The sequence below is a fragment of the Vibrio sp. B4-6 genome, from assembly GCF_963888245.1.
GTDB lineage: Bacteria > Pseudomonadota > Gammaproteobacteria > Enterobacterales > Vibrionaceae > Vibrio > Vibrio anguillarum.
The window spans coordinates 1-21,631 of the sequence record NZ_CAWPIM010000002.1 but is presented as its reverse complement, the minus strand read 5'-3'; the positions used below and the strand labels follow the sequence as shown (position 1 = coordinate 21,631).

The following is a 21,631-nucleotide window of genomic DNA, read 5'->3' as shown; positions in this document are numbered from 1 at the left end:
TGAATTGGTTTATTCAACGTTATTCACTGCACGGGTACGGCATCAATGCGTTGTTTAACATAGAGCAAACGGCAAACCGAATCACCGCACAAGAGATGACGTTGAGAGCCAAGCAAATTTTTAATCACCACAACAGACGAACCAAAATTATTATGCGCCCGAAAGCGAAATAACAGCAGTAGAGTCAACCCTAGGATACTCAAACTGCCGCCGCTCTCCTCTTGAGGGGTAACAGTTTGAGTATCAATCAGAACACGTACCCCATTTTGAGTGGCAACATAATATTTAGGCACCTCTGCCCCTGTAAGAACGCGCTGAATCCAGCTCTGATAATCATAAAGCTCCGTAAATACCGAGGTGATCGGTTGGTTAGTATCGCCACATAGTGAAGGCCCAAAGCTGGTTAAACCAATTTGAATGTATTGCGAGCCATTAAACCAATAGACAGGCCCACCGGAATCGCCAGAACAGGTGGAGTTTTTATATGCACCGCTTACCGCACCATCAAAACAGATCTGCTTTGAGGTCAGTGCCGAGCCATAAAAAGCGCTACAGACGGCATTACTAACAAAAGTGAGGGTCGTTTCTTGCAACTGCTTATTAGCATTCGGGACATTACCCGCCACGTAGCCATGCCCAATCGCTTTGTAATTATTGCCAGCAGGGTAATCATTATTTAACTGAGTATTGAGTAGCGCAGAATAGTCCGCCACATTGAGCGGTGTTTCGAGCTTGATAATCGCAATGTCATCACGCCAGAGTGCGCTAGACGAATTGATGTAAGTACTGGGGTAATAAAAAGCCGCCGCGCGCGATATCTGGATATTCCCGTAGGGGAAATCGGCCACATTATCCAACTGAGGCACTACCACTGTGTAAAGCATGGTATCTTTTTTACCGTAGATACAATGAGCTGCCGTCAAAATAAACTGTGAATTGATAATACTCGCCCCACAAAAACTGTTGGTACTATACTGAGCGCTGCTTTGATATAAAAGGCTAGCAAAAGAAGGGTAAGTGGCACTGCTGGTATCCGAACCATTCACAATGTAAGGCTGGAAATCAACCGCATAAGCATTTGCTGATAGCATCGCACTGAACAGTATCCATTTGTACATCCATCACCTCGTCACTCATCTAGAAAGATACGCGTGTATCACTTTCAAGTTTAGCGCCCTAAGTGGAACCTGCTCAAAAAAGGCAATAAAAAAGCGACCTAAACAGGTCGCTCGAAATCAATAAGGGTTCAACGTCTACGAATGAAAGGAATAAACATCAACAGTAAAGACCACCAGCCGAATGAACCGCCACTGTCAGAAGGTGGGTTTAAATAAGCTTGGCGTTTCGTTTCTGTTGCGACAAATTTTGGTGGTTCAGAACCAAGCAGAACACTCTCAATCCAAGTAGAATAGTCAAGGATTTCTGTAAATACAGACGTTGAACCAATTAGCGGATTAGGGTCTCCACACTTGGTAGTTGGCCCGAAGCTGGTTATACCAACTTGGATATAGTTACCGCCAATATGCCAAAATAACGGCCCCCCAGAATCGCCCTGACAGGTTGCATTTTCAAGCCCCGTAGAACCTATCACTCCTTCCATACATAAATTAGTGTCCGTGGTGGAAGTGTAATTGCAATATACATTAGGCACATAGGTTAAATTAGTTTTCTGTAGATACGTTTTAGTATCAATATTAGAAGAGGTATTACCATGCCCAACGGCAATAAAGGTTTCACTTGATGAACGATAAGTACTATCAGAATTTGCGGTAGGCCGCGTTAAGTAGTCAGCAGACGACACCATTGTCAAAGGTGTTTCAAGCTTGAGGATCGCAATATCATCCAATAAAGTGGTGTTGTTATAAGTTGATGGGTAATAGATCTCCGCCACTCGCGCTTTTTCTAATATGTTGTATGGAAAGTTTGTTTCAATTTGCAGCTTAGGTACAACAGAGGTGAAAAGCTGATTTGCACTATTACCATAAACACAGTGCGCAGCCGTCAATACGTATTGGTTATTGAGCAACGAAGCACCGCAATAGCTTCCTCTTCCATACGAACCGTTATAATCAATTTGGTCAAAAAACAAGCTCGCTATAGAAGAAAACTCCGTCACGCTTGCATCCGTACCGTTTACTATATAAGGCTGAGCATCAACGGCGAACACATTGCCAGAGAAGGCGAGCGAAGAAAAAAGTACTACCCATTTGTTCATCATGTCATTCCTTATCACTTTGAACCCAGATAGTACTTAATCCGTTATCGATATGAAACATCTTTAAATGTGCTTTTATTACATTTTATGATGCTTTAGCCGCGATAATAACGCTGAGCCACAAACGGCATTTTCTCAACCACCATTGGCAGCATTTTTCCGCGCACATCAGCAAAAATTTCGGTGCCTATCGCTGATAAATCAGCTCGGATATAGGCCATAGACACGGGCTTTCCGGCCGTCGGTCCCGCTGTACCACTGGTCACTACGCCTATATGCTGGCCATCGGCGTCAAATAGCTCCGTGCCTTCACGTACTGGCGCTTTAGTTAAACCCACTAGACCTACACGTTTACGTGCAACATCTTTGCTTTCGATCTGCCCAAGAATGATGTCTGCGCCCGGGAAACCACCCGCACGCTCACCTTCAGCACGACGCACTTTGCTTATCGCCCATAACAAGCTCGCTTCAACTGGCGTTGTGGTGGTATCGAGATCATGCCCGTAAAGGCACAAACCGCACTCTAAACGCAGTGAATCACGTGCGCCCAGACCAATCCATTCCACTTCTTCATAAGCAGTCAGTTTACGCGCCAATGCTTCGGCCTGTTCTGCTGGTACAGAAATTTCATAACCATCTTCACCGGTATAACCACTTCTGCTGACAATGCATTGAGCTCCGTCGATGTCCATCAGCTGAATATCCATAAAGTGCATCGTCATCACTTGTGGTTGCAGGCGAGCTAACACTTCAGCGGCTTTTGGCCCTTGCAGCGCTAACAGCGCGCGATCGTCAATGACTTCGAGCTCAACACCTTGTGGCAAATGTGCTTGTAGATGAGCAATATCTTGTGCTTTACAAGCCGCATTAACCACAACAAACAAATGATCATCAAGGTTAGCAACCATCAAGTCATCCATGATGCCACCTTGTGCATTCGTGAAAAAGGCGTAACGCTGCTTGCCTGCTGGTAAGTCAATAATATCGACCGGAACCAATGACTCCAATGCTTGCGCGGCATTGGCTCCATGCAAACGAAGTTGGCCCATATGCGAAACATCAAACAAACCAGCCGCCTCGCGAGTATGCAAATGCTCTTTCTTGACCCCTAATGGGTACTGAACGGGCATGTCATAGCCAGCAAATGGCACCATTTTCGCTCCAACTTCGATGTGCAGCGCATGTAAAGGAGTAGTGAGTAATGTTTGATTTGCATGTTCTTGAGTCATTTTTATCTCCATTTCAGCCGACCCAGCAGGGAATTCACCACCAAATTTTGGCTATTATGTCCAAAGAAGAGGAAACCATGTTTCCAATAGTGAACAAGAATGCGCCCGTTCGGACGGATTAACAAGTTCAAAACAAGATGAATTGTCAAAATTAACAACCCAATCACAATTAAAAGTCGCGATATGCTTAGCATCGCCTGAGCTAAAAGTGATTAAAAACACACTACGGAGGGCAAAGCCAACAAATAGCAAACGATTGCTGTCACTATAAGAAACTTCGCGTTTCACACTCATTTTGCCGTAACCCACAAAATCAATGCATCCTCTTCGCTGACAGAGACCAGCATGTGCCCCATGTTAGCGTCGTAATAAACGCTATCACCTTCCGCCAATCGAACCGGTTCATAAAATTCGCTATAGAACAAAACTTCACCCGTGAGGATCAACAAAAACTCCTCACCATCGTGACGAACCCAGTCACTGTACTCTTCAAAAGCACGAGCTCGCACTCGGCTTTTAAACGGCATCATTTTCTTATTAGAGAGCTGCGTGGCGAGCAATTCATGCTCGTAAGTTGGGGTGGGATGCGGCTTTCCCTGACCAATACGAGAAATATCCCTACGACCTGTTGCCACAATTTTCTTTGGTGGCTCAAATAGTTGAGGCATATCTATCTGCAATCCATGAGCGAGTTTTTGCATCGCTTGGTAGGTTGGAGAAATCTGTTCGTTTTCGATTTTACTCAATGTAGATCGAGCTAATCCTGTCCGCTGGCTCGCCTCTTCTAGCGTAATCCCAAGCTTAGAGCGGATCTCTTTAATACGTTGCCCAAGCTTAAGCGGTTCGATCGTTTGTTCACCAGTTTCCTTGGCCAAGGTCAACGATGGGTACTCATCATAAATGTCTTCAGACATGCTTTCCCTCGATTGTTATCTTCCTGATTTCGGCCATCATTGTGGCATAAAGCCAACGCAAGGTTAAAGAGGCTGAACGTAAATAAAGCGTGCTCTTGCTTACAAAAAAAGAAACCATGTTTCCTATAGGAAATTTTTGATTGATTGTTTATAAGTCAAAGAGTATGTTACTGACTTGTTAGATAAAGAGATGCGGTTTACCACTTATTGCGGTTAGGGATTTAACAAGGTTTAAGTGGCTTTTCACCCCGTATTGTTGGGGTTGCAATCCAGTTTAAGGATAACTGACACTCTGCTTTGTTGTCGCCCAACGGCTTAACGATAAGGCAGCCACTAAAAAGGAATGACGGAATGTTTAGCCAATCCGTCGGATTATTGGAAGGTCATCTACCATGAATGCCAACGTGAACAAAAGTTACCCCAACCACTGCCTTGAGAGCTTTTTCTCTACCAACCTTGCTGCCACTGATGATGCTGTCTTTGCGGGTATTCAAGCCGAATACGTGCGCCAAAATGAACAAATTGAGCTGATCGCCTCAGAAAACATCGTTTCAAAAGCCGTTATGCAAGCGCAAGGTACTTGTCTCACCAATAAATATGCAGAAGGCTACCCCGGCCGTCGCTATTACGGTGGTTGCGAACACGTTGATACCGTCGAAACCATTGCGATTGAACGTGCAAAATCCCTATTCCATTGTCAATACGCCAACGTGCAGCCGCATTCAGGCGCACAAGCTAATGGCGCGGTGATGCTGGCTTTACTGCAACCGGGTGACACGATTTTAGGTATGTCTCTGGATGCCGGAGGCCACCTCACTCATGGCGCTCGGCCTGCTCTCTCTGGTAAGTGGTTTAATGCTATTCAATATGGTGTCGATAGCACGACCTTAGAAATCAATTATGATGATGTACGCAGCCTCGCGTTAGAGCATCAACCAAAAATGATCATTGCGGGCGGCTCTGCCATTCCTCGCGTGATTGATTTTGCCAAATTCCGAGCCATTGCTGATGAAGTGGGCGCGCTCTTAATGGTCGATATGGCGCATATTGCCGGATTAGTCGCCACTGGTGCTCACCCAAGCCCATTGCCGCATGCCCACGTTGTCACGACCACCACACATAAAACCTTGCGCGGCCCACGAGGCGGTATGGTTTTGACCAACAGCGAAGAGATCAGCAAAAAAATTAACTCGGCGGTTTTCCCCGGCCTGCAAGGTGGCCCGTTAATGCACGTAATTGCGGCCAAAGCGGTAGCACTAGGCGAAGCGTTAGGCCCTGAGTTTCATCGTTATATTGATTCGGTGATCGATAACGCAAAAGTTCTCGCCGAAGTATTGCAAACTCGCGGTTGTGACATTGTGACTGGCGGGACTGACACTCATCTCATGCTTGTTGATCTTCGCCCTAAAGGGCTGAAGGGGAATATAGCCGAACAAGCATTAGAGCGTGCAGGAATCACATGTAACAAAAATGGCATCCCATTTGATACCGAGAAGCCTATGATTACTTCGGGTATTCGTTTAGGTACGTCAGCTGGAACCAGCCGTGGTTTTGGTCGTGAAGAATTCAAACTCATCGGTGAGTGGATTGGCGATGTTCTCGATGGCCTTGTTGTGAGCCCAGAAGGAAACAGTGATGTTGAGCAACGTGTGCGCAAACAAGTTAAAGCGCTGTGCCAACGCTTCCCACTCTATCAATAACCTTTTTAAATTAAACACAAGTTCAAATTAATACGATACTTTTTTGGAGATAAAGCAATGGACAATACACTGAAGTTTGCAGATAGCCACGAGTGGGTGCGCGACAACGGTGACGGCACAGTGACCATCGGTATTTCTGAGCATGCGCAAGAGATGCTTGGTGACGTCGTGTTTGTTGACCTACCTGAAGTAGATACAGAAATTGATGCTGGAGACAGTTTTTCTCTGGTTGAATCTGTCAAAGCCGCTTCAGATATTTACGCACCGATTACAGGTGTCATCGTTGAAATCAACGAAGAGTTAGAAGATAGCCCAGAACTCATCAACGAAGAACCGTATGAAGGTGGCTGGATTGTGAAAGTGAAGATGTCTGACGCTTCTGAACTCGACAATCTAAAAAATGCAGAAGAGTACCAAAACTCTATCGAAGAAGATTAATTAGCCCATCACGGATCAAAGCTGCCCAGCATGGGCGGCTTTTTTTTAAGGTCGCACACGATCTTTGAAAAGGTAAAGGAAATGACTGAATTACTTCACAGCCCACTGCTTAGCCAGTTAAGTACCGAAAATGAGTTTGTTGCACGCCACAACGGACCCAACCCAGCCGATCAACAAAAAATGCTCAACGCGATTAACGCCGAAAGCTTAGCCGCGTTAATCGAACAAACCGTTCCTGCGCAAATTCGTTTAGAAAGCCCAATGTCTCTTGCTGCGCCTAAAAGCGAAGCCGATATGCTCAGCTCGATGAAAGTATTTGCCAATCAAAACCAGATTAAACGCACGTTCATTGGTCAAGGTTACTACAACACCTTCACGCCGAACGTCATTTTGCGTAACGTACTGGAAAATCCGGGCTGGTATACGGCTTACACGCCCTACCAGCCAGAAATCTCTCAAGGTCGTTTGGAGTCGCTGCTTAACTACCAACAAATGGTGATGGATTTAACAGCGATGGATATTGCCAACGCGTCGCTGCTCGATGAAGCAACGGCTGCTGGCGAAGCAATGACACTGTGTAAACGCGCAGGAAAAAGCAAAAGTAACGTCTTTTTTGTGGCGGACGATGTTCATCCACAAACCATTGAAGTGGTAAAAACTCGCGCTGAATTTATCGGTTTTGAGGTACAAATCGGCGCACTCGACTCATTGCCTGAGCAAGATGTGTTTGGCGCGCTGCTGCAATACCCAAGCACCACAGGTGAAGTGCGTGATTTAAGCGACCTGATTGCTAAAGCGCAAGCCAATAAAATCTTGGTCACTGTTGCCACGGATTTACTGGCCAGCACCTTGCTGAAACCAGCAGGTGAAATGGGCGCGGATGTCGTGATTGGCTCAGCTCAACGTTTCGGTGTCCCTATGGGTTACGGCGGCCCACACGCCGCCTTTATGGCCACGCGTGAAGCGCACAAACGCACTATGCCCGGCCGCGTGATCGGCGTGTCGATTGACGCTAAAGGTAACCCAGCACTGCGCATGGCAATGCAAACTCGCGAGCAGCACATTCGCCGCGAAAAAGCGACCTCGAACATCTGTACCGCGCAAGCTCTGCTGGCTAATATGGCCTCGTTTTATGCTGTCTATCATGGCGCAGAAGGGTTGCGCACCATTGCGCGCCGTACTCATCATATGACAGCAATTCTAGCGGCAGGCTTAACTCAAGCGGGTTACGAATTGGTGCATAACAGCTTCTTTGACACGATTACCTTAAAGAGTGCCGCTCAAACTCAAGCTCTGTACGCAAAAGCGCAGCAAGCCGACATCAACTTACGCCGATTTGATGACCAATTAGGCATCAGTTTGGATGAAACCACCACCACCGCTGATCTTGAAACCCTGTTTGCGGTTTTCGATATTAAGCAATCGGTAAGCGCGCTGTCGGCAGAAATTGCCGCCAACGAATTTGCAGCGATTCCAGAACACTGCCGTCGTCAATCTCGCTTCCTAACGCATCCTGTGTTCAACACCTATCACAGTGAAACGCAAATGATGCGTTATTTGAAAAAACTTGAGAATAAAGATTTTTCATTAACTCACGGCATGATCCCGCTTGGCAGTTGCACCATGAAACTGAACGCCGCAGCGGAGATGATCCCTGTCACTTGGCCTGAATTTGGTTCGATCCATCCATTTGCACCGAAAGAGCAAGCCGCAGGTTACGCCGCTCTCGCTAAAGATTTAAAAGAAAAGCTCTGTGAAATCACAGGCTATGATGCCTTCTCGCTACAACCAAATTCCGGTGCTTCTGGCGAATATGCAGGGCTTGTAGCGATTCAGCGCTACCACAAAAGCCGTGGTGAAGGGCACCGTAACGTCTGCTTAATTCCGAGCTCAGCACACGGCACCAACCCTGCAACCGCTTCAATGGTTTCGATGAAGGTGGTGGTCGTGAAATGTGATAATAACGGCAACGTTGATATCGCAGACCTCGCAGACAAAATTGAGAAGCATAAAGAGAACCTCTCTAGCATCATGATCACTTATCCTTCAACACACGGCGTTTACGAAGAACAAGTTAAAGAAGTGTGTAACATGGTTCACGCCGCGGGCGGCCAAGTTTACCTTGATGGCGCCAACATGAACGCGCAAGTTGGTTTAACCAATCCGGGCTTTATTGGCTCTGATGTTTCTCACCTCAATCTGCACAAAACATTCTGTATTCCTCATGGCGGTGGCGGCCCAGGTATGGGACCGATTGGTGTAAAATCTCACCTAGCGCCTTTCCTACCGGGACATATTGAAGGGGGAGTTGAAGGCAGCGATCACGCAGTATCTGCGGCCGATTTAGGCAGCGCTTCTATTTTACCTATCTCATGGGCTTATATTGCTATGATGGGTGCAGAAGGCTTAACCACGGCGACTCAAGTCGCTATTTTAAATGCTAACTACGTGATGGAAAGACTGCGCCCACACTACCCTATTCTTTACCGTGGTAGTAACGGCCGTGTAGCGCACGAATGCATTATTGACATTCGTCCGCTTAAAGAAGCGACAGGTATCAGCGAAGAAGACATTGCTAAACGTTTGATGGATTATGGCTTCCACGCACCGACGATGTCATTCCCTGTTGCTGGCACCTTGATGATTGAACCAACCGAATCGGAAGACTTAGCCGAATTGGATCGCTTCTGCGAGGCGATGATTGCGATTCGCGCCGAAATGGAGAAAGTTCAATCAGGCGAATGGCCATTAGCCGACAACCCGTTAGTGAATGCGCCGCATACACAATCGGATCTCGCGAGTGAAGCATGGGCTCATCCATATTCTCGTGAAACGGCTTGCTTCCCATCCGCTCATACTAAGGCATCAAAATACTGGCCAACCGTGAGCCGCGTCGATAACGTTTACGGCGACCGTAACCTTGTCTGCTCATGCCCAAGTATCGATAACTACCAAGAGTAGGTGCTAACGTTGATAGCTCGTCGTCACAACTTATGATCATCTTTTTGGTTGTGACTGACTTTGTTATCAATATTCAAAAAAGTATCCACCGGCATAGCCGGTGGTTTTTCATATGCGCCTATAAGGCTTTCCTACTGGCAGCGCCCTAGCTGGCGCGTAGTGATCTGACATTTGCATATGACTATTCCTGCGGCCCGTAAACGGGCTACCTGAGTACGGGATCGATAATTGCTCTCCCATTTTACCCTGCTCTAGTTGATGCTTTATGTAACTTTGTATTTTGCCGGTATTTTTTCCTACCGTATCGACATAATACCCTCGACACCAAAATTCCCGATTCCTGTACTTAAACTTCAAATCACCAAATCGCTCATAGAGCATCAGGCTACTTTTTCCTTTCAAATACCCCATAAAGGATGAAACACTCATCTTAGGTGGTATCTCTAAAAGCATATGAATATGATCTGCGCAGCATTCCGCTTCAATAATATTCACGTTTTTCCATTCACATAGCTTTCTAAGTATCTCGCCTACTGCCCTTCGTTTCTCACCATAGAACACCTGTCTTCGATACTTAGGTGCAAAAACCACATGATATTTACAGTTCCATCGCGTATGCGCTAAGCTCTTTTCGTCCCCCATTGGGACCCCCTTTCAATTCTTAATTAACTCTTGCAGTTGCCAGACCACAAGACGTTTTTATCAAATTGAAAGGGGTTATATAACTGACTTATAGCTGTAAGCTTTACGGAACCCCCAGCCTAGCTGGGGGTTTTCTCGATACAATAAAGGCGAACTGAGAAGTTCGCCTTTTTGTTAGGCTGTAAAACGATTTTTGGACAATTGTGAGTTACGAAGTGCCCACAGTGAAGGTTCTGGACAAAACTGTTTTAGCAAACTTCATCCATTATCATAAATGACATACACCCAACGCTCACGAAACTAATTCCCTCTTATCGTGGAGAACCACACTTAATACGACTTCAGGTCGTACGGACATAAATGGGGTTACCGACACGAACTATTTCCACTAAATTCGCATAATTTAAACTATAAAGAATATAGGAAATAGCTTCGACCTCGAGAGGTTCACCTAATGATCTTCTTGAAGTTGGCTATTGAAAACAAATTATTCAGAAAATATTTAGTCCAAAGCGAGTTTGCACGCTGGCTGCCAGATACAATTGTAATCTTCATATTAGTTCCTTTTTAAAAGTAAATTATTAGATGACGAATTTGTACGAGGGGCTGCCAAAGCGATAGCAACTAGGACAAACATTGCCCCTAATAATTGAAGCCAAGTTAAGGTTTGATCGAGAATGAGATAACCCAACACACATGCAGATACGCTACTGAGAAAACCGAGAAAAGAAACGGTAACCGGTGGCAGCTTTTCTATTCCTCGAAACCATAAGGAGTAGCCTAAAATTGCGCTTATTACACTCAGATACAGATATCCAATATAATTTGACAAACTTAAATGTTCAGGAAGCCCTTCAACCCATAAGGCCACTGGCAGCAGCATGAACCCACCAAAAAGCAGTTGCCAACCGGTGAAACTCAGTAAAGTTATCTCTCTAGGTCTTTCCCATTTTTTTGTTAATACAACCCCAGAAGCCATACTTAATGTACCAATAGAAGCAACAACAACTCCTAATAAATTGATCTGTACAGCACTGTTGATGACCAGCAAGACAATACCTGAGATTCCAACCACACTAGCCCAAATTTGACGCGATGATAGCTCTGATTTTAGCCACTTCCAGCTTAGTAGGAGTACGAACATAGGCTGGATAGACATCACTATCGACGCCATCCCCCCAGGTAGATAAGTTGCAGCAAAGAATAGACAGTAGAAAAACAAGCCAATATTTAAAAAGCCAAGTAACGCAAGACGGCTCAGCCACTTGCTATCAGGTAACGTCTTGCTAATTAAGACTAGAAACAAACCTGCCGGCAAAGCTCGAATTGTTGATGCAAGCAACGGTGACTCCGCTGGCAACAACTCAGTGGTAACAATATAAGTACTTCCCCAGACAATCGGCGCTATAGCGGTCAAACCGATTGTCCTTATCTGATGTAATCCTTTCATAATGATTCCTTCAAATTAAAAATATCTCTTGTAAAAGATACTTTCTTTAAAGTAATGGATATTTAACTTATGATCAAGTATCTTTTTAGTAAGATATTTATAGGAGAGATAAAATGTCATTGGATAATGTCGATTCCATTTTGATTCAGTGGAAAAGTGTCAGACCCGATCTGGACTGTTCTTCTATGGGAGTCATTGGACGTTTACGTCGAACCAGTAATGTCTGGAAGAGTAAAATGGATAAGGTGTTTAAAGAACATGGGTTAAGCAGCATCGAGTTCGATATTTTAGCAACGATGCGTCGAAGCGATCCTTCCGGTATTACACCAACAGAGTTATATAAGACACTCATGCTTTCTTCAGGCGCTGTAAGTACGCGTTTAGATCAGTTAGTAAAAAAAGGATTGGTAGGGCGTATTTATAGCGAACACGACCGACGAAGCTGCAAAGTCACTTTGACCTCAAAAGGTGTTAAGTGTGTTGATACTGCGTTAAACGATCATGTTGAAAACATGGATAAAATGCTGAATGTATTGACTAAAAAAGAACAAGATCAACTTGCTGATTTACTACGCAAGGTATTGATTTATGAGGAAAACGAATAAAGAGAATTTTGGGGGTTGTAGTGGATATCACATGTTTCAGCAAACTATATCGCTCATCATAAATAGCATACTCTCAACGCTCACGAAACTAATTCCCTCCCCTTCAAGGGGAGGGGTGTTTCTTGGTTCGTCGCTAGCAGCACCCCCTCCTAACCTCCCCCTGAAAGGGGGAGGAACATAATGGGGCAAAAGTGTGTTGACGGCTCTCTAATCACTCGACTCTGAAACACACTCAAAATGATAAACGTTAATGCATTCATTCAAAGTTATAACTTTACGCCATCACTGTAACACTATGATTTTTATCAAACTATATACCGACTGATCAATTCTCCAACACCTTATCGATGTTTTCTGTACCGTTAGGCTTCAAACTCCTACAATGCAAGGCAGAAGGTCGGTGAAGGCTAAACTTTCACTTTTACATATTGAATACTCAACAATGCATTTGATTGCATTGGTACCGTCATCATTCAAAAGGAATAGTATGTTGAGCAAAGGATGGATATTGCTTGCCGCCGCAATCATCAGTCAGGGAGCATGGGCACTCGCTCCTTGCGGGACAGACAGTGGCATAGGGGACTGGTGCAGCCTGGATATTAATCAGCTACACCCCACTCAGGCCGGGGTTGGTCAACAACAAGTTGATAAAACACAAGCCAAACTGGCGACAAAAAGCCCAGCACAACTTAAGAAGTACATGAAAAAGAAAAAGATTCCGGTAATCGTAGATGCTGATGGCCAGTATTGGTTGGTTGACCGACATCATCTAACTAAGGCGCTTTGGCAGCAAGGTGTGAAAGAGGTGACCGTCCACATCCTTGCTCACCTCGACAACAAGGTGAGCTTTTGGCAAGACATGCAAGGCAACCACTGGACATGGCTGCGCGATGAAAAAGGAGCCCCGCTAACTCCCGATCAATTACCTGCACACATAAGTAAGCTATCCGACTACCCCTACCGCTCTTTGGCTGGTGAACTACAAGATGCCGGTTATTACAGCAAGCATGAACAGGTTTATTTTGTTGAGTTTGCTTGGGCTAGCTGGCTTGGGGAGCAAATGAATTGGGTGCCAGTCAATGCGAGTACGCTCCCAGAACGACTCGAACAAGCGGCACAACTGGCATGTAGCTCAGCCGCTAAGGCTCTGCCTGGTTACCCCGGAGAGCAGTGTTCAACTATGCGCCACCTCATCAACACGACAAACTAAGATTCTATCGCAAAGCGAGATTTAAATAAGATTCATCATTTTGAAGATACAATTAGCCTGCGAGCGAACAAATAGCTCGCAGGGCGTTGTTCGATAAGATGAATATGTATTTTGTTACAAATCGCCCTCTTGTCTTGTGGTTCAGTCAATGATTTACTGTCGCTTCCCTAGCAACAGAGGCTTTTATTGACAATGGACGACCCCTTCAGGCGACCAATATTTACTGATTCCCCCCTTCACCGTGCCCCCTTACTTAAGGAGGCCACATGTTAGAACTCTTCCTACTACCCGAAACTTGGGCGATATTTGCCACACTGCTTGCTTTAGAAGTGGTTCTTGGCGTTGATAATGTAGTGTTCATTTCCGTCTTATGTGAACGACTCCCCGTTCAGCAGCGGCCGCTTGCGCGTAACTTAGGCATTTTGTTAGCAGTTACCGCTCGGATTGGTTTGGTTTTTTCTATCAGTTGGCTGATGTCATTAACTGCACCGATAGTCGTTTGGTTTAGCAACGAATTATCTGGACGAGATTTTATCCTCATCTTCGGCGGTGCTTTTCTGTTATTCAAAGCAGCAAAAGAGTTGTGGAACTGGCTAATGCCTGATGAGCATTCACATACGACGACAGTAAGTGCTGGCCTTGCGGTCGTATTACTGCAAATTGTCGCGGTTGACGCGGTATTTTCCATGGATTCGGTAATCACTGCGGTGGGTCTAACTAACGACATTCCTATCATGGTCGCGGCCATTTTAGCGTCTGCGGTGATCATGATATTAACCGCAGCGCGCATTAACGCCTTAGTCACCCGTTATCCGGGTTTTAAAACGCTGGCATTACTGTTTTTAATGATGCTGGGCGGTTTGTTAATCGCGGAAGGTGTTGAGCTGCACATCAATAAAGGCTACGTCTATTTTGCGATGGCGTTTGGTTTGGCAATGGAGATTTGTCATATTCAATGGGCGAAGAAACAAGCAATCCAGATTAAGCAGTTACGTCCGTTAAAGCTATATACGTCTACGTCAAAGCTACATACGTCAAAACCATATTCGTTAAAAAGGCCCATGCCTTTACTAAGGTCAAAGTCCTCAGCGCATTGAAGAGATAATTAATATCAGAGGGGCGAACAGCAACGTCGCCCTTTCTTCTATCCTAATACTATTGACGTTAAGCTAATTTACGCACACTAAATTGGCTCATTAACGCTTTTAAATCATTGGCTTGCTGTGATAAATCATTACTAGCGTTAGCGGTTTCTTCTGTACTCACTAATACTTTGTCGCCTGAATCACGAATACCCAACAAATTTTGGCTGACTTCTTCAGCACTCACGGCTTGCTGCTCGCTGGCGGAGGCGACTTGCAAGTTCGATTGCATCAGTTCGTCTAACGCTCCCGCTATCGAATAGAGCTGAGCTTTTGCACTATCGACGAGTGTTGATGATTCGCTGATCTGCTGGTCATTATCTTCTATCGATTTTGCAGCAATTTGAGCTTTATTCACCAACACTTGGATCAAACTGCTGATTTCATGAGTCGCTTCTTGGCTGCGAGACGCCAAAGCGCGCACTTCATCAGCCACAACCGCAAATCCTCTTCCTTGTTCACCCGCCCTTGCCGCTTCAATTGCAGCGTTGAGTGCCAACAAATTGGTTTGCTCTGAAATCGAATCAACTACTGAAACGAAATTCTGAATTTTATGTGTGCTGTCTTGTAACTCTAAGATCATTTTCTGTGAGTTAGCCGCGTTAATCACCAATTGATGGGAGATTTTTTGTGTCACATCCGTCGTCTCACAAGCCGCTTTAACGCTGTTATCTGCACGAGTAGTCGACTCCGCGGCACCTTCAGCATTACTCGCCACTTCTGTAATCGTTGATGCCATTTGCTCCATTGCAGCCGCAACTTGCTGAGTGCTCTCTTGCTGTACAAGCATCGCTTTACGGTTATTCTCTGCCAACACATTTAATTCCGTCACCAGCCCTGCAATGCTGTTTGCTCTTTGAATCACCTCACCAACGGTTTTACTCAACGAGTCCGCCATGGTGTTCATACTTTGCGTCAACTGGCCTATCTCATCTTTTGACTCTGGCACAATGTGCTGATCAAAATGACCATTTGCCATTTTAGCCGCTATATTTCTCACTTTTAGCACAGAGCGAACAATTTGACGGCTGAGTAACGTCCCCATAACAAGGCCAAGAATTATCGAAACGACAGCTAATGTTATTGTGCCCTGCAATGCTCTGTGTTCTTCATCCTCAGTAATGAGAATAGAGGTTGCTGTTTTTTGCTCTAAATCGCGTAGAAAATGTTCAATTTCGGTATTAAATGACTTTTGCATATTTTCTAGTGCGAGTGCTTGCGGCGCAAGTTGTTCTACTGGCTCATTACTATTTAAGCGCTTGAGTAATTGAAATAAAGCCACCTCATACTGGTGATAAGAACGTTCTAACGCTTCAAATGTTTGGTATCGGTTTTGGCTCTCTTGATCAACACCCTTCGCTTGACGATGCTTCTTTGCATCACTAAGTATTTGCTTCGCTTGTGTCAATTCAGACTCCAACACTTTTGCGATGTTTTCTGTCTTCTGAGTAAGGTCTTTCAGCGCTTGTGAGTTGCCTTCGACAGGGATTTTAGTCAGTCGAAAAGCCTTTTCTAACACGATCGAGCTTTCCAACTGTTTGATGGTGATATCCGACGTCAACCGGATTAAAGGAATACTTTCATCCGCGATTTCTTCAATTTCGAGCGCAATACGATTCATTTTTAAAGCGCTAAAGCTTGCAACACCAACAATTAGGCACAGCATTAGCGTAATTAGCGAAATCATTTTTTGGGTAATCGATAAGTCTTTAATCCACTGCATAAATGCGCTCTCCAAACACAATCATTAAAGCCATTCGTTTATATGAATATTGTTATGCTGTTAAAGATAGTTGAGTAAAACCTAAAGCACACTATTTCTAATACTAAGTAACTAGAGGTCATATCTGTTCAAGCGAGTAGAAAACTCTGCTTTTACTTATCAGTCAGTGTGTTAAAGAAAAAGCCCGAACGCTTGGGTTCGGGCTTTAAGATAGGGAACAAGGCTTACTGCGTTAGATGCGCTCTACACATTCACGAGAAATTACCAGCTCTCAATAAATTAGTAGATGTATGGCAAACAACCTCTATTTGAGATAGCCAACTATTCTCATTCACTAAAGTCAAGCAGTTTGGTCTAGGGAGTTACGAATATGGAGGCAAGTGCATTAGCTTTAAGCACTGTAATCCATGCGGTTGCGTCACGCGCTATACCACAACTGAAGCGTGGGATAGTGATCTTCGGGCAGTGAACTCTCGGATGTTTGATCCCATAGGTGGCTAACATCGATGTCCGCTATTTTGATGGCCTGACAGCTGGACGTTTCAGAATTAATACCCGTTCACCATCAGCAACACTCCAGGATCCACTGCTTGAATAGAGTCTGCGCTTTGGTCTCAGTTTGACTTTGGAGTCTTGTTAGCCAGTAGGATCCGCTGTCGAGAAAGATATCGAAGGGTTGAATGAGCTTCTCTTCAATGAGTGCCTTTTCAAACATAACGGGAGGCGCTAATGCAATCCCTAGTCCCTGAATTGCTGCTTCAATCATCGAAATGGATGAGTCAAAGGTAATGCTATTGAGCCTGGACTTAGGTAGCGATATACGGGCTTGTTGAAACCACAACGACCACTCCTCAGGATTATATGAACGGAGCAAAGTGTAGCCCAGAATGTCCTGCGGTTTCTCTAAGTGATGGCCGATCGTTTTATTGCAAAGCACGGTTAAAGGGGCAGGAAACAAATGCTCTGCTTCGGTCGCATGCCATCTGCCTTTGCCATAACGAATAAAGAAGTCCAGCCCTTCGGACACGGGATCTGCCACGTTGTTGTTGGTCGAGATTCTGACATCGATATAAGGAAAACGTTCATTAAAGTCTTTAATTCTTGGGAGCAACCAGTTCAGAGCGAAGGTGCCCACAACACCAACACTGACCACTTCTCGGTGAATTCCTTGTTCAAGCATCTCTAGCGTATCGGTCATACTGTCAAACGCATTTTTAACCACCGGCAATAACATCATTCCTTCATCGGTCAGCGCTAATCCCCGCGGAAGACGGTAAAACAGCGCTCCCCCCAATTGCTGCTCCAACATCTTAACCTGCTGACTGATCGCCGCCTGCGTGACACAGAGCTCGATAGCTGCTTTTGTGAAGTTTAAATGCTTAGCAGAGATAAGAAATGCCCTCAGTGCATTCAGCGGTAAATGTGTGATGTTCATGATTAGATCTTAGTTAAACTTATGGCTGGATTTAGTTTTAACACATTGTTCTCTTATAAATCTATTTTTATGATTAGCGTGTCCTATGGTGATATATATTAAAAACAATAAGTAAAACTTATAAATGGAGAGATTAACTTCAATGTGTGTAAGAAGACTAACCATCAATACAATAGCTCTGGCTATGTTGTTTGCGCCTAACGTTCGCGCGGCTGGGGTGGGAGAAAAATTAAAAAACGAGGTCGATAAACAGGCTCAAGCATTGATGCAGAACTATCATATTCCGGGTATGGCGTTTGGTGTTGTCGTTGAGGGGAAGACGTATTTTTACAATTACGGTGTGGCTGATACAGCGCAAAACCAGCCTGTGTCTGAAGCGACGATTTTTGAGTTGGGTTCTGTCAGTAAAACATTCGCAGCCACATTGACGAGCTACGCGCAGGTGAAGGGGCAACTGTCGTTAACGGATACTGCGGAGCAACACATGCCAGAACTAAAAGGCAGCACCATCGGTGCACGAACCTTGCAAGAGTTAGGAACGTACATCGCAGGCGGGTTGCCGTTGCAGTTTCCAGATACGGTGAAAAACAATCAGGATATGGTTCAGTACTATCGAAATTGGGACGAAGTGTACCCAAGCAACACTAAAAGAGTCTATTCGAACCCCAGTATCGGTTTGTTTGGCTATATAGCCGCATTAAGCCTGAAAGAGGACTACGTGTCTGCTATGGAAAAAAATGTGTTCCCAGCACTGAGTATGTCCAATACCTACATCCATGTGCCGGATAACAAAATGAAAGAGTATGCGTTTGGCTATAACGCGAACGGCGAAGCCGTGAGAGTGAATCCGGGCGTACTGGATGCAGAGGCGTATGGAGTCAAGTCCACCAGTTCGGACATGGCACAGTACATCAAAGCTAATCTGGGGTTGGCCGTAGTCGCAACCGATATGCAACAAGCACTGGTCAATAACAGGACTGGCTTCTATCAGTCCAGTACTTTTATGCAAGGTTTGGCGTGGGAGATGTACCCGTATCCCAGTCAGCTCAGTGCCCTTTTAGAAGGCAATTCGACGGACGTAATCATTAAGCCTCAAACAATCCAGATAAACACGCCGCCGACACCACCAACGAACGAAGTATGGGTCAACAAAACAGGCTCGACTGGTGGGTTTGGTGCTTACGTGGTCTACATTCCAAGCAAAGAATCGGGTATCGTGATTCTTGCCAATAAAAACTACCCAAATCAGGAACGAGTGAAAGCGGCATTCCGTATTCTGCAGGCAGGACTAGAACAGTAAGCGCAACTAGGTTAGATAAAGCCTGAACATTCATGTTCGCGGTTGGTGAGCATGAATGTTTGTTTATTGAACCAATAAACAGAAAAGGCGTAGTAGCTCAAGGAAAAATCAAGCATGTATGAAAAACAGGGGGCCTTACTAACGTAAATCCCTGACATACCAACACATTTCATTTACTAATGTAGTAAATGGAAATACCTGTTGTCATAAAGGTAACGCGCCAAGTTCAGAGATGTCTCATATTATCCTCGTAAACCCAACCACTTACGAGACCACCATGAAACCAGCGGCTAATGTATCCCGATATCTGCTATGCAGCTTTGCCTTTGTGCTGCTCTATCCCACTGCCATCGATCTCTATTTGGTTGCCTTGCCACAAATTGCCAACGATCTTTCTGCAAGTGAATCCCAACTTCATATCGCCTTTTCTGTTTATCTTGCGGGTATGGCTTCTACTATGGTGTTTGTAGGACGAGCTGCTGACCATTTTGGCCGTAAACCTGTCGCCATGTGTGGGGCAGTGATCTTCTCGCTTGCTTCGACGTTGGCGGGTTCAGCGGAAACCAGTGATAGCTTCCTAGTTATGCGTTTCTTCCAAGGCGTTGGAGCGGCATGTTGCTACGTTGTAGCCTTCGCTATTTTGCGTGATACCTTAGATGACCAAATGCGGGCTAAAGTGCTTTCAATGCTTAATGGCATAACTTGTTCTATTCCCGTGCTAGCACCTGTTATCGGTAATCTGATCATGATTAAGTTTCCATGGCCTGTGCTGTTCACTGCCATGGCACTGATGGGGATAGCAATAGGTTTGATAGCTTGCTTTGTATTGAAGGAAACCTTACCTAAAAATGAGCGTCACTTTATCACTGCGAATGACGGTTCAAATGAGTCACTGTTTAATCGTTTCTTTATCTCGCGCGTTGTTTACACATCCTTGGGTGTGACTGCGATTCTTTCTTATGTGAATACCTCACCGATGATTGTTATGGATATTCTTGGCCTTACAAGAGTTGAGTATTCTGCTGCGATGGCACTGCTTGCCATGGTGGGTATGGTAACGTCATTTTCAGCGCCTGTGGCCCTCTCTTACTTCAAACAAACGACATTAATGTTTTTAGCTCAGGTAACCATTTTGCTGTCGGTTATCGTCATTCTTGCGGCTCACTTGAATGGTGATAACTCGACGCTCTATATGGCTGGGTTCGCCTTAATCAGCATGGGCTTTTCAATGGGATTTGGCGTGGCAATGAGTCAAGCACTCAGTTTGTTCTCTCGCAAAGCTGGGTTAGCAAGCTCCGTGCTTGGTATTGCTCAGGTATCGTGTTCGGCAATATTTATCTGGTTGATGGCGCTTTTAGGCCTCTCGGCAGTAATGATATTAATCATTGCCTTGGTCGCGAGTGGCGTAATTGGCCTCTCTCTAATAGTATTGTTTCCATATCATAATGTTAGTGAAAGCCATGAAGAAATCTCTTGCCCGACTTGATCTCAATTTATTGCTCACTCTGCAGTTGCTCTTGCAAGAGCAAAGTGTCACGAAAACGGCGAAAAAGCTGAATGTAACACCCTCATCGGTGAGTAAGTCACTGGCTAAATTACGTGATTGGTTTGACGACCCTTTATTTGTGAACACGCCGCTGGGACTTAAACCAACAACGCTTGCGACGAGCATGCAAGAAAGCTTGTTAGACTGGATGCAAATCGGTAATCAGATTGCATCACGACAAGGTGATGATGCGCCGAGTGGTGTGAAGTTTCACCTTGGTGTCGAGTCGCCATTGTCACTCATTATGGTGGATGAGCTGACTAAACGAATTCATGACACGTATCCCAATTCTAAAGTGAAGTATCACAATTGGGATTACGATTCATTAGACGCGATTACGCGCGGTGAAGTGGATATCGGTTTTACGGGGCGAGAGAGCCACCCTCGATCTAAGGAGTCGCTAGAACTGCTGCCATATTTCATCAATTTTGAAGTTCTATTTTCCGACCTGCCTATGGTGTATATCCGAAAAGACCACCCAGCGATTGAGCAGGAATGGAACTTGGAGACCTTCTTAAGCTACGCCCATATCAATGTTACATGGGAGAAGAACGACAGCTGGGCGCTGGATGAGATTTTGGCTGAGCAGGGACATACGCGCAATGTTAGCCTAACGATGGCAAGCTTCGAACAAGCGCTGTTTGTAGCAGAGAAGCCCAGCCATCTAATGTTAACCACGGCACCCAAGTATTGTCAGCGATATTGTGAACAACTGCACCCTAACTTGGTATCGCTACCCATTCCAATTTCGCAAGAATATCAGCATAAGCTACTGATTCCATTTACGATGATCTGGCATAAGCGCAATAATCAGAATCCTAAAATCGTATGGTTAAGGGAGACAATAAAAAGCTTGTATAGCATAAATTGAATGTTCAGGTGACATATGAACAGCTCCCGCTAAATCATTGAGGTTAGGTAGGGACTCCCATTAGTTTTGGTACCACCAATTTAGAACGCTTCCCTCTACTCTGATAGCGCTTTCTACTCATTATGGGGCGTGCGACGTGAGGTCGTATGAAGCGCTGTTCACCGCTTAATGTGTGAACCATCTGTATCACCAGATGAACCTAGGACTCTGAATAAAGTAGCGAGTCTGACAATGTAACGAAGACTGGTCA

16 protein-coding genes and 1 pseudogene are annotated in these 21,631 nt (G+C 45.1%); 9 read left to right on the top strand and 8 right to left on the bottom strand.

What is annotated here, in order from left to right:
• Positions 1–23: 23 nt before the first annotated feature.
• From AACV20_RS00475 to AACV20_RS00460, 4 genes are all read right to left on the bottom strand, one after another.
• A complete protein-coding gene (locus tag AACV20_RS00475) occupies positions 24–1,118 on the bottom strand; it encodes a S1 family peptidase (protein WP_170907759.1) in 1,095 nt (364 codons plus the stop codon).
• A 128-nt stretch (positions 1,119–1,246) separates the two neighbouring features.
• Entirely contained in the window at positions 1,247–2,233 is a 987-nt protein-coding gene (locus AACV20_RS00470) for a trypsin-like serine protease (protein WP_088729428.1), read from the bottom strand.
• A gap of 77 nt (positions 2,234–2,310) precedes the next feature.
• Positions 2,311–3,444, bottom strand: a complete 1,134-nt coding sequence (gene gcvT / locus AACV20_RS00465) for a glycine cleavage system aminomethyltransferase GcvT (RefSeq protein ID WP_026028185.1) — start codon at positions 3,442–3,444, stop codon at positions 2,311–2,313.
• Positions 3,445–3,734: 290 nt separating this feature from the next.
• Complete coding sequence (locus tag AACV20_RS00460) at positions 3,735–4,358, bottom strand: helix-turn-helix domain-containing protein (RefSeq protein ID WP_010320321.1); 624 nt, start codon at positions 4,356–4,358, stop codon at positions 3,735–3,737.
• A 392-nt stretch (positions 4,359–4,750) separates the two neighbouring features.
• Between AACV20_RS00460 and AACV20_RS00455 the strand changes: the two genes are divergently transcribed.
• The 3 genes from AACV20_RS00455 to gcvP all read left to right on the top strand — a co-directional run bounded on the left by AACV20_RS00455 (position 4,751) and on the right by gcvP (position 9,457).
• Positions 4,751–6,058 carry a serine hydroxymethyltransferase gene (locus AACV20_RS00455; RefSeq protein ID WP_170907758.1) on the top strand — a complete coding sequence of 436 codons (1,308 nt, stop codon included), beginning with the start codon at positions 4,751–4,753 and terminating at the stop codon, positions 6,056–6,058.
• Positions 6,059–6,115: 57 nt separating this feature from the next.
• A complete protein-coding gene (gcvH, locus tag AACV20_RS00450; RefSeq protein ID WP_013868476.1) occupies positions 6,116–6,496 on the top strand; it encodes a glycine cleavage system protein GcvH in 381 nt (126 codons plus the stop codon).
• An 81-nt stretch (positions 6,497–6,577) separates the two neighbouring features.
• Complete coding sequence (gcvP, locus tag AACV20_RS00445; RefSeq protein WP_094147870.1) at positions 6,578–9,457, top strand: aminomethyl-transferring glycine dehydrogenase; 2,880 nt, start codon at positions 6,578–6,580, stop codon at positions 9,455–9,457.
• A 186-nt stretch (positions 9,458–9,643) separates the two neighbouring features.
• Here the strand turns inward: gcvP and tnpA are convergent.
• Positions 9,644–10,099, bottom strand: a pseudogene (gene tnpA / locus AACV20_RS00440) (IS200/IS605 family transposase); the annotation flags it as partial.
• Between the two features lie 556 nt (positions 10,100–10,655).
• Entirely contained in the window at positions 10,656–11,549 is an 894-nt protein-coding gene (locus AACV20_RS00435) for an EamA family transporter (protein WP_170907757.1), read from the bottom strand.
• Positions 11,550–11,662: 113 nt separating this feature from the next.
• Between AACV20_RS00435 and AACV20_RS00430 the strand changes: the two genes are divergently transcribed.
• The 3 genes from AACV20_RS00430 (at position 11,663) to AACV20_RS00420 (ending at position 14,461) form a co-directional block, all read left to right on the top strand.
• Positions 11,663–12,154, top strand: a complete 492-nt coding sequence (locus AACV20_RS00430; protein ID WP_094133836.1) for a MarR family winged helix-turn-helix transcriptional regulator — start codon at positions 11,663–11,665, stop codon at positions 12,152–12,154.
• Positions 12,155–12,641: 487 nt separating this feature from the next.
• Positions 12,642–13,364, top strand: coding sequence for a ParB-like protein (locus AACV20_RS00425; RefSeq protein ID WP_170907756.1), 723 nt, complete (start codon positions 12,642–12,644; stop codon positions 13,362–13,364).
• 266 nt (positions 13,365–13,630) lie between these two features.
• Positions 13,631–14,461: a TerC family protein gene (locus AACV20_RS00420; RefSeq protein ID WP_017050009.1), complete on the top strand. Its 831-nt coding sequence runs from the start codon at positions 13,631–13,633 to the stop codon at positions 14,459–14,461.
• A 67-nt stretch (positions 14,462–14,528) separates the two neighbouring features.
• On the opposite strand, the gene AACV20_RS00415 is transcribed toward AACV20_RS00420, so the two are convergent.
• On the bottom strand, positions 14,529–16,229 hold the full coding sequence (locus AACV20_RS00415; protein ID WP_019283284.1) for a methyl-accepting chemotaxis protein: 1,701 nt from the start codon (positions 16,227–16,229) through the stop codon (positions 14,529–14,531).
• 565 nt (positions 16,230–16,794) lie between these two features.
• Positions 16,795–17,664, bottom strand: coding sequence for a LysR family transcriptional regulator (locus AACV20_RS00410; protein ID WP_019282654.1), 870 nt, complete (start codon positions 17,662–17,664; stop codon positions 16,795–16,797).
• A 142-nt stretch (positions 17,665–17,806) separates the two neighbouring features.
• Here AACV20_RS00410 and ampC point away from each other — a divergent pair, with 142 nt between their 5' ends.
• From ampC to yidZ, 3 genes are all read left to right on the top strand, one after another.
• Positions 17,807–18,964: a class C beta-lactamase gene (gene ampC / locus AACV20_RS00405; protein ID WP_170907755.1), complete on the top strand. Its 1,158-nt coding sequence runs from the start codon at positions 17,807–17,809 to the stop codon at positions 18,962–18,964.
• 277 nt (positions 18,965–19,241) lie between these two features.
• Complete coding sequence (locus AACV20_RS00400; RefSeq protein WP_170907784.1) at positions 19,242–20,450, top strand: MFS transporter; 1,209 nt, start codon at positions 19,242–19,244, stop codon at positions 20,448–20,450.
• On the top strand, positions 20,425–21,381 hold the full coding sequence (gene yidZ, locus AACV20_RS00395) for an HTH-type transcriptional regulator YidZ (protein WP_017050004.1): 957 nt from the start codon (positions 20,425–20,427) through the stop codon (positions 21,379–21,381). The genes AACV20_RS00400 and yidZ overlap by 26 nt, the downstream gene beginning before the upstream one ends.
• Positions 21,382–21,631: the final 250 nt, after the last annotated feature.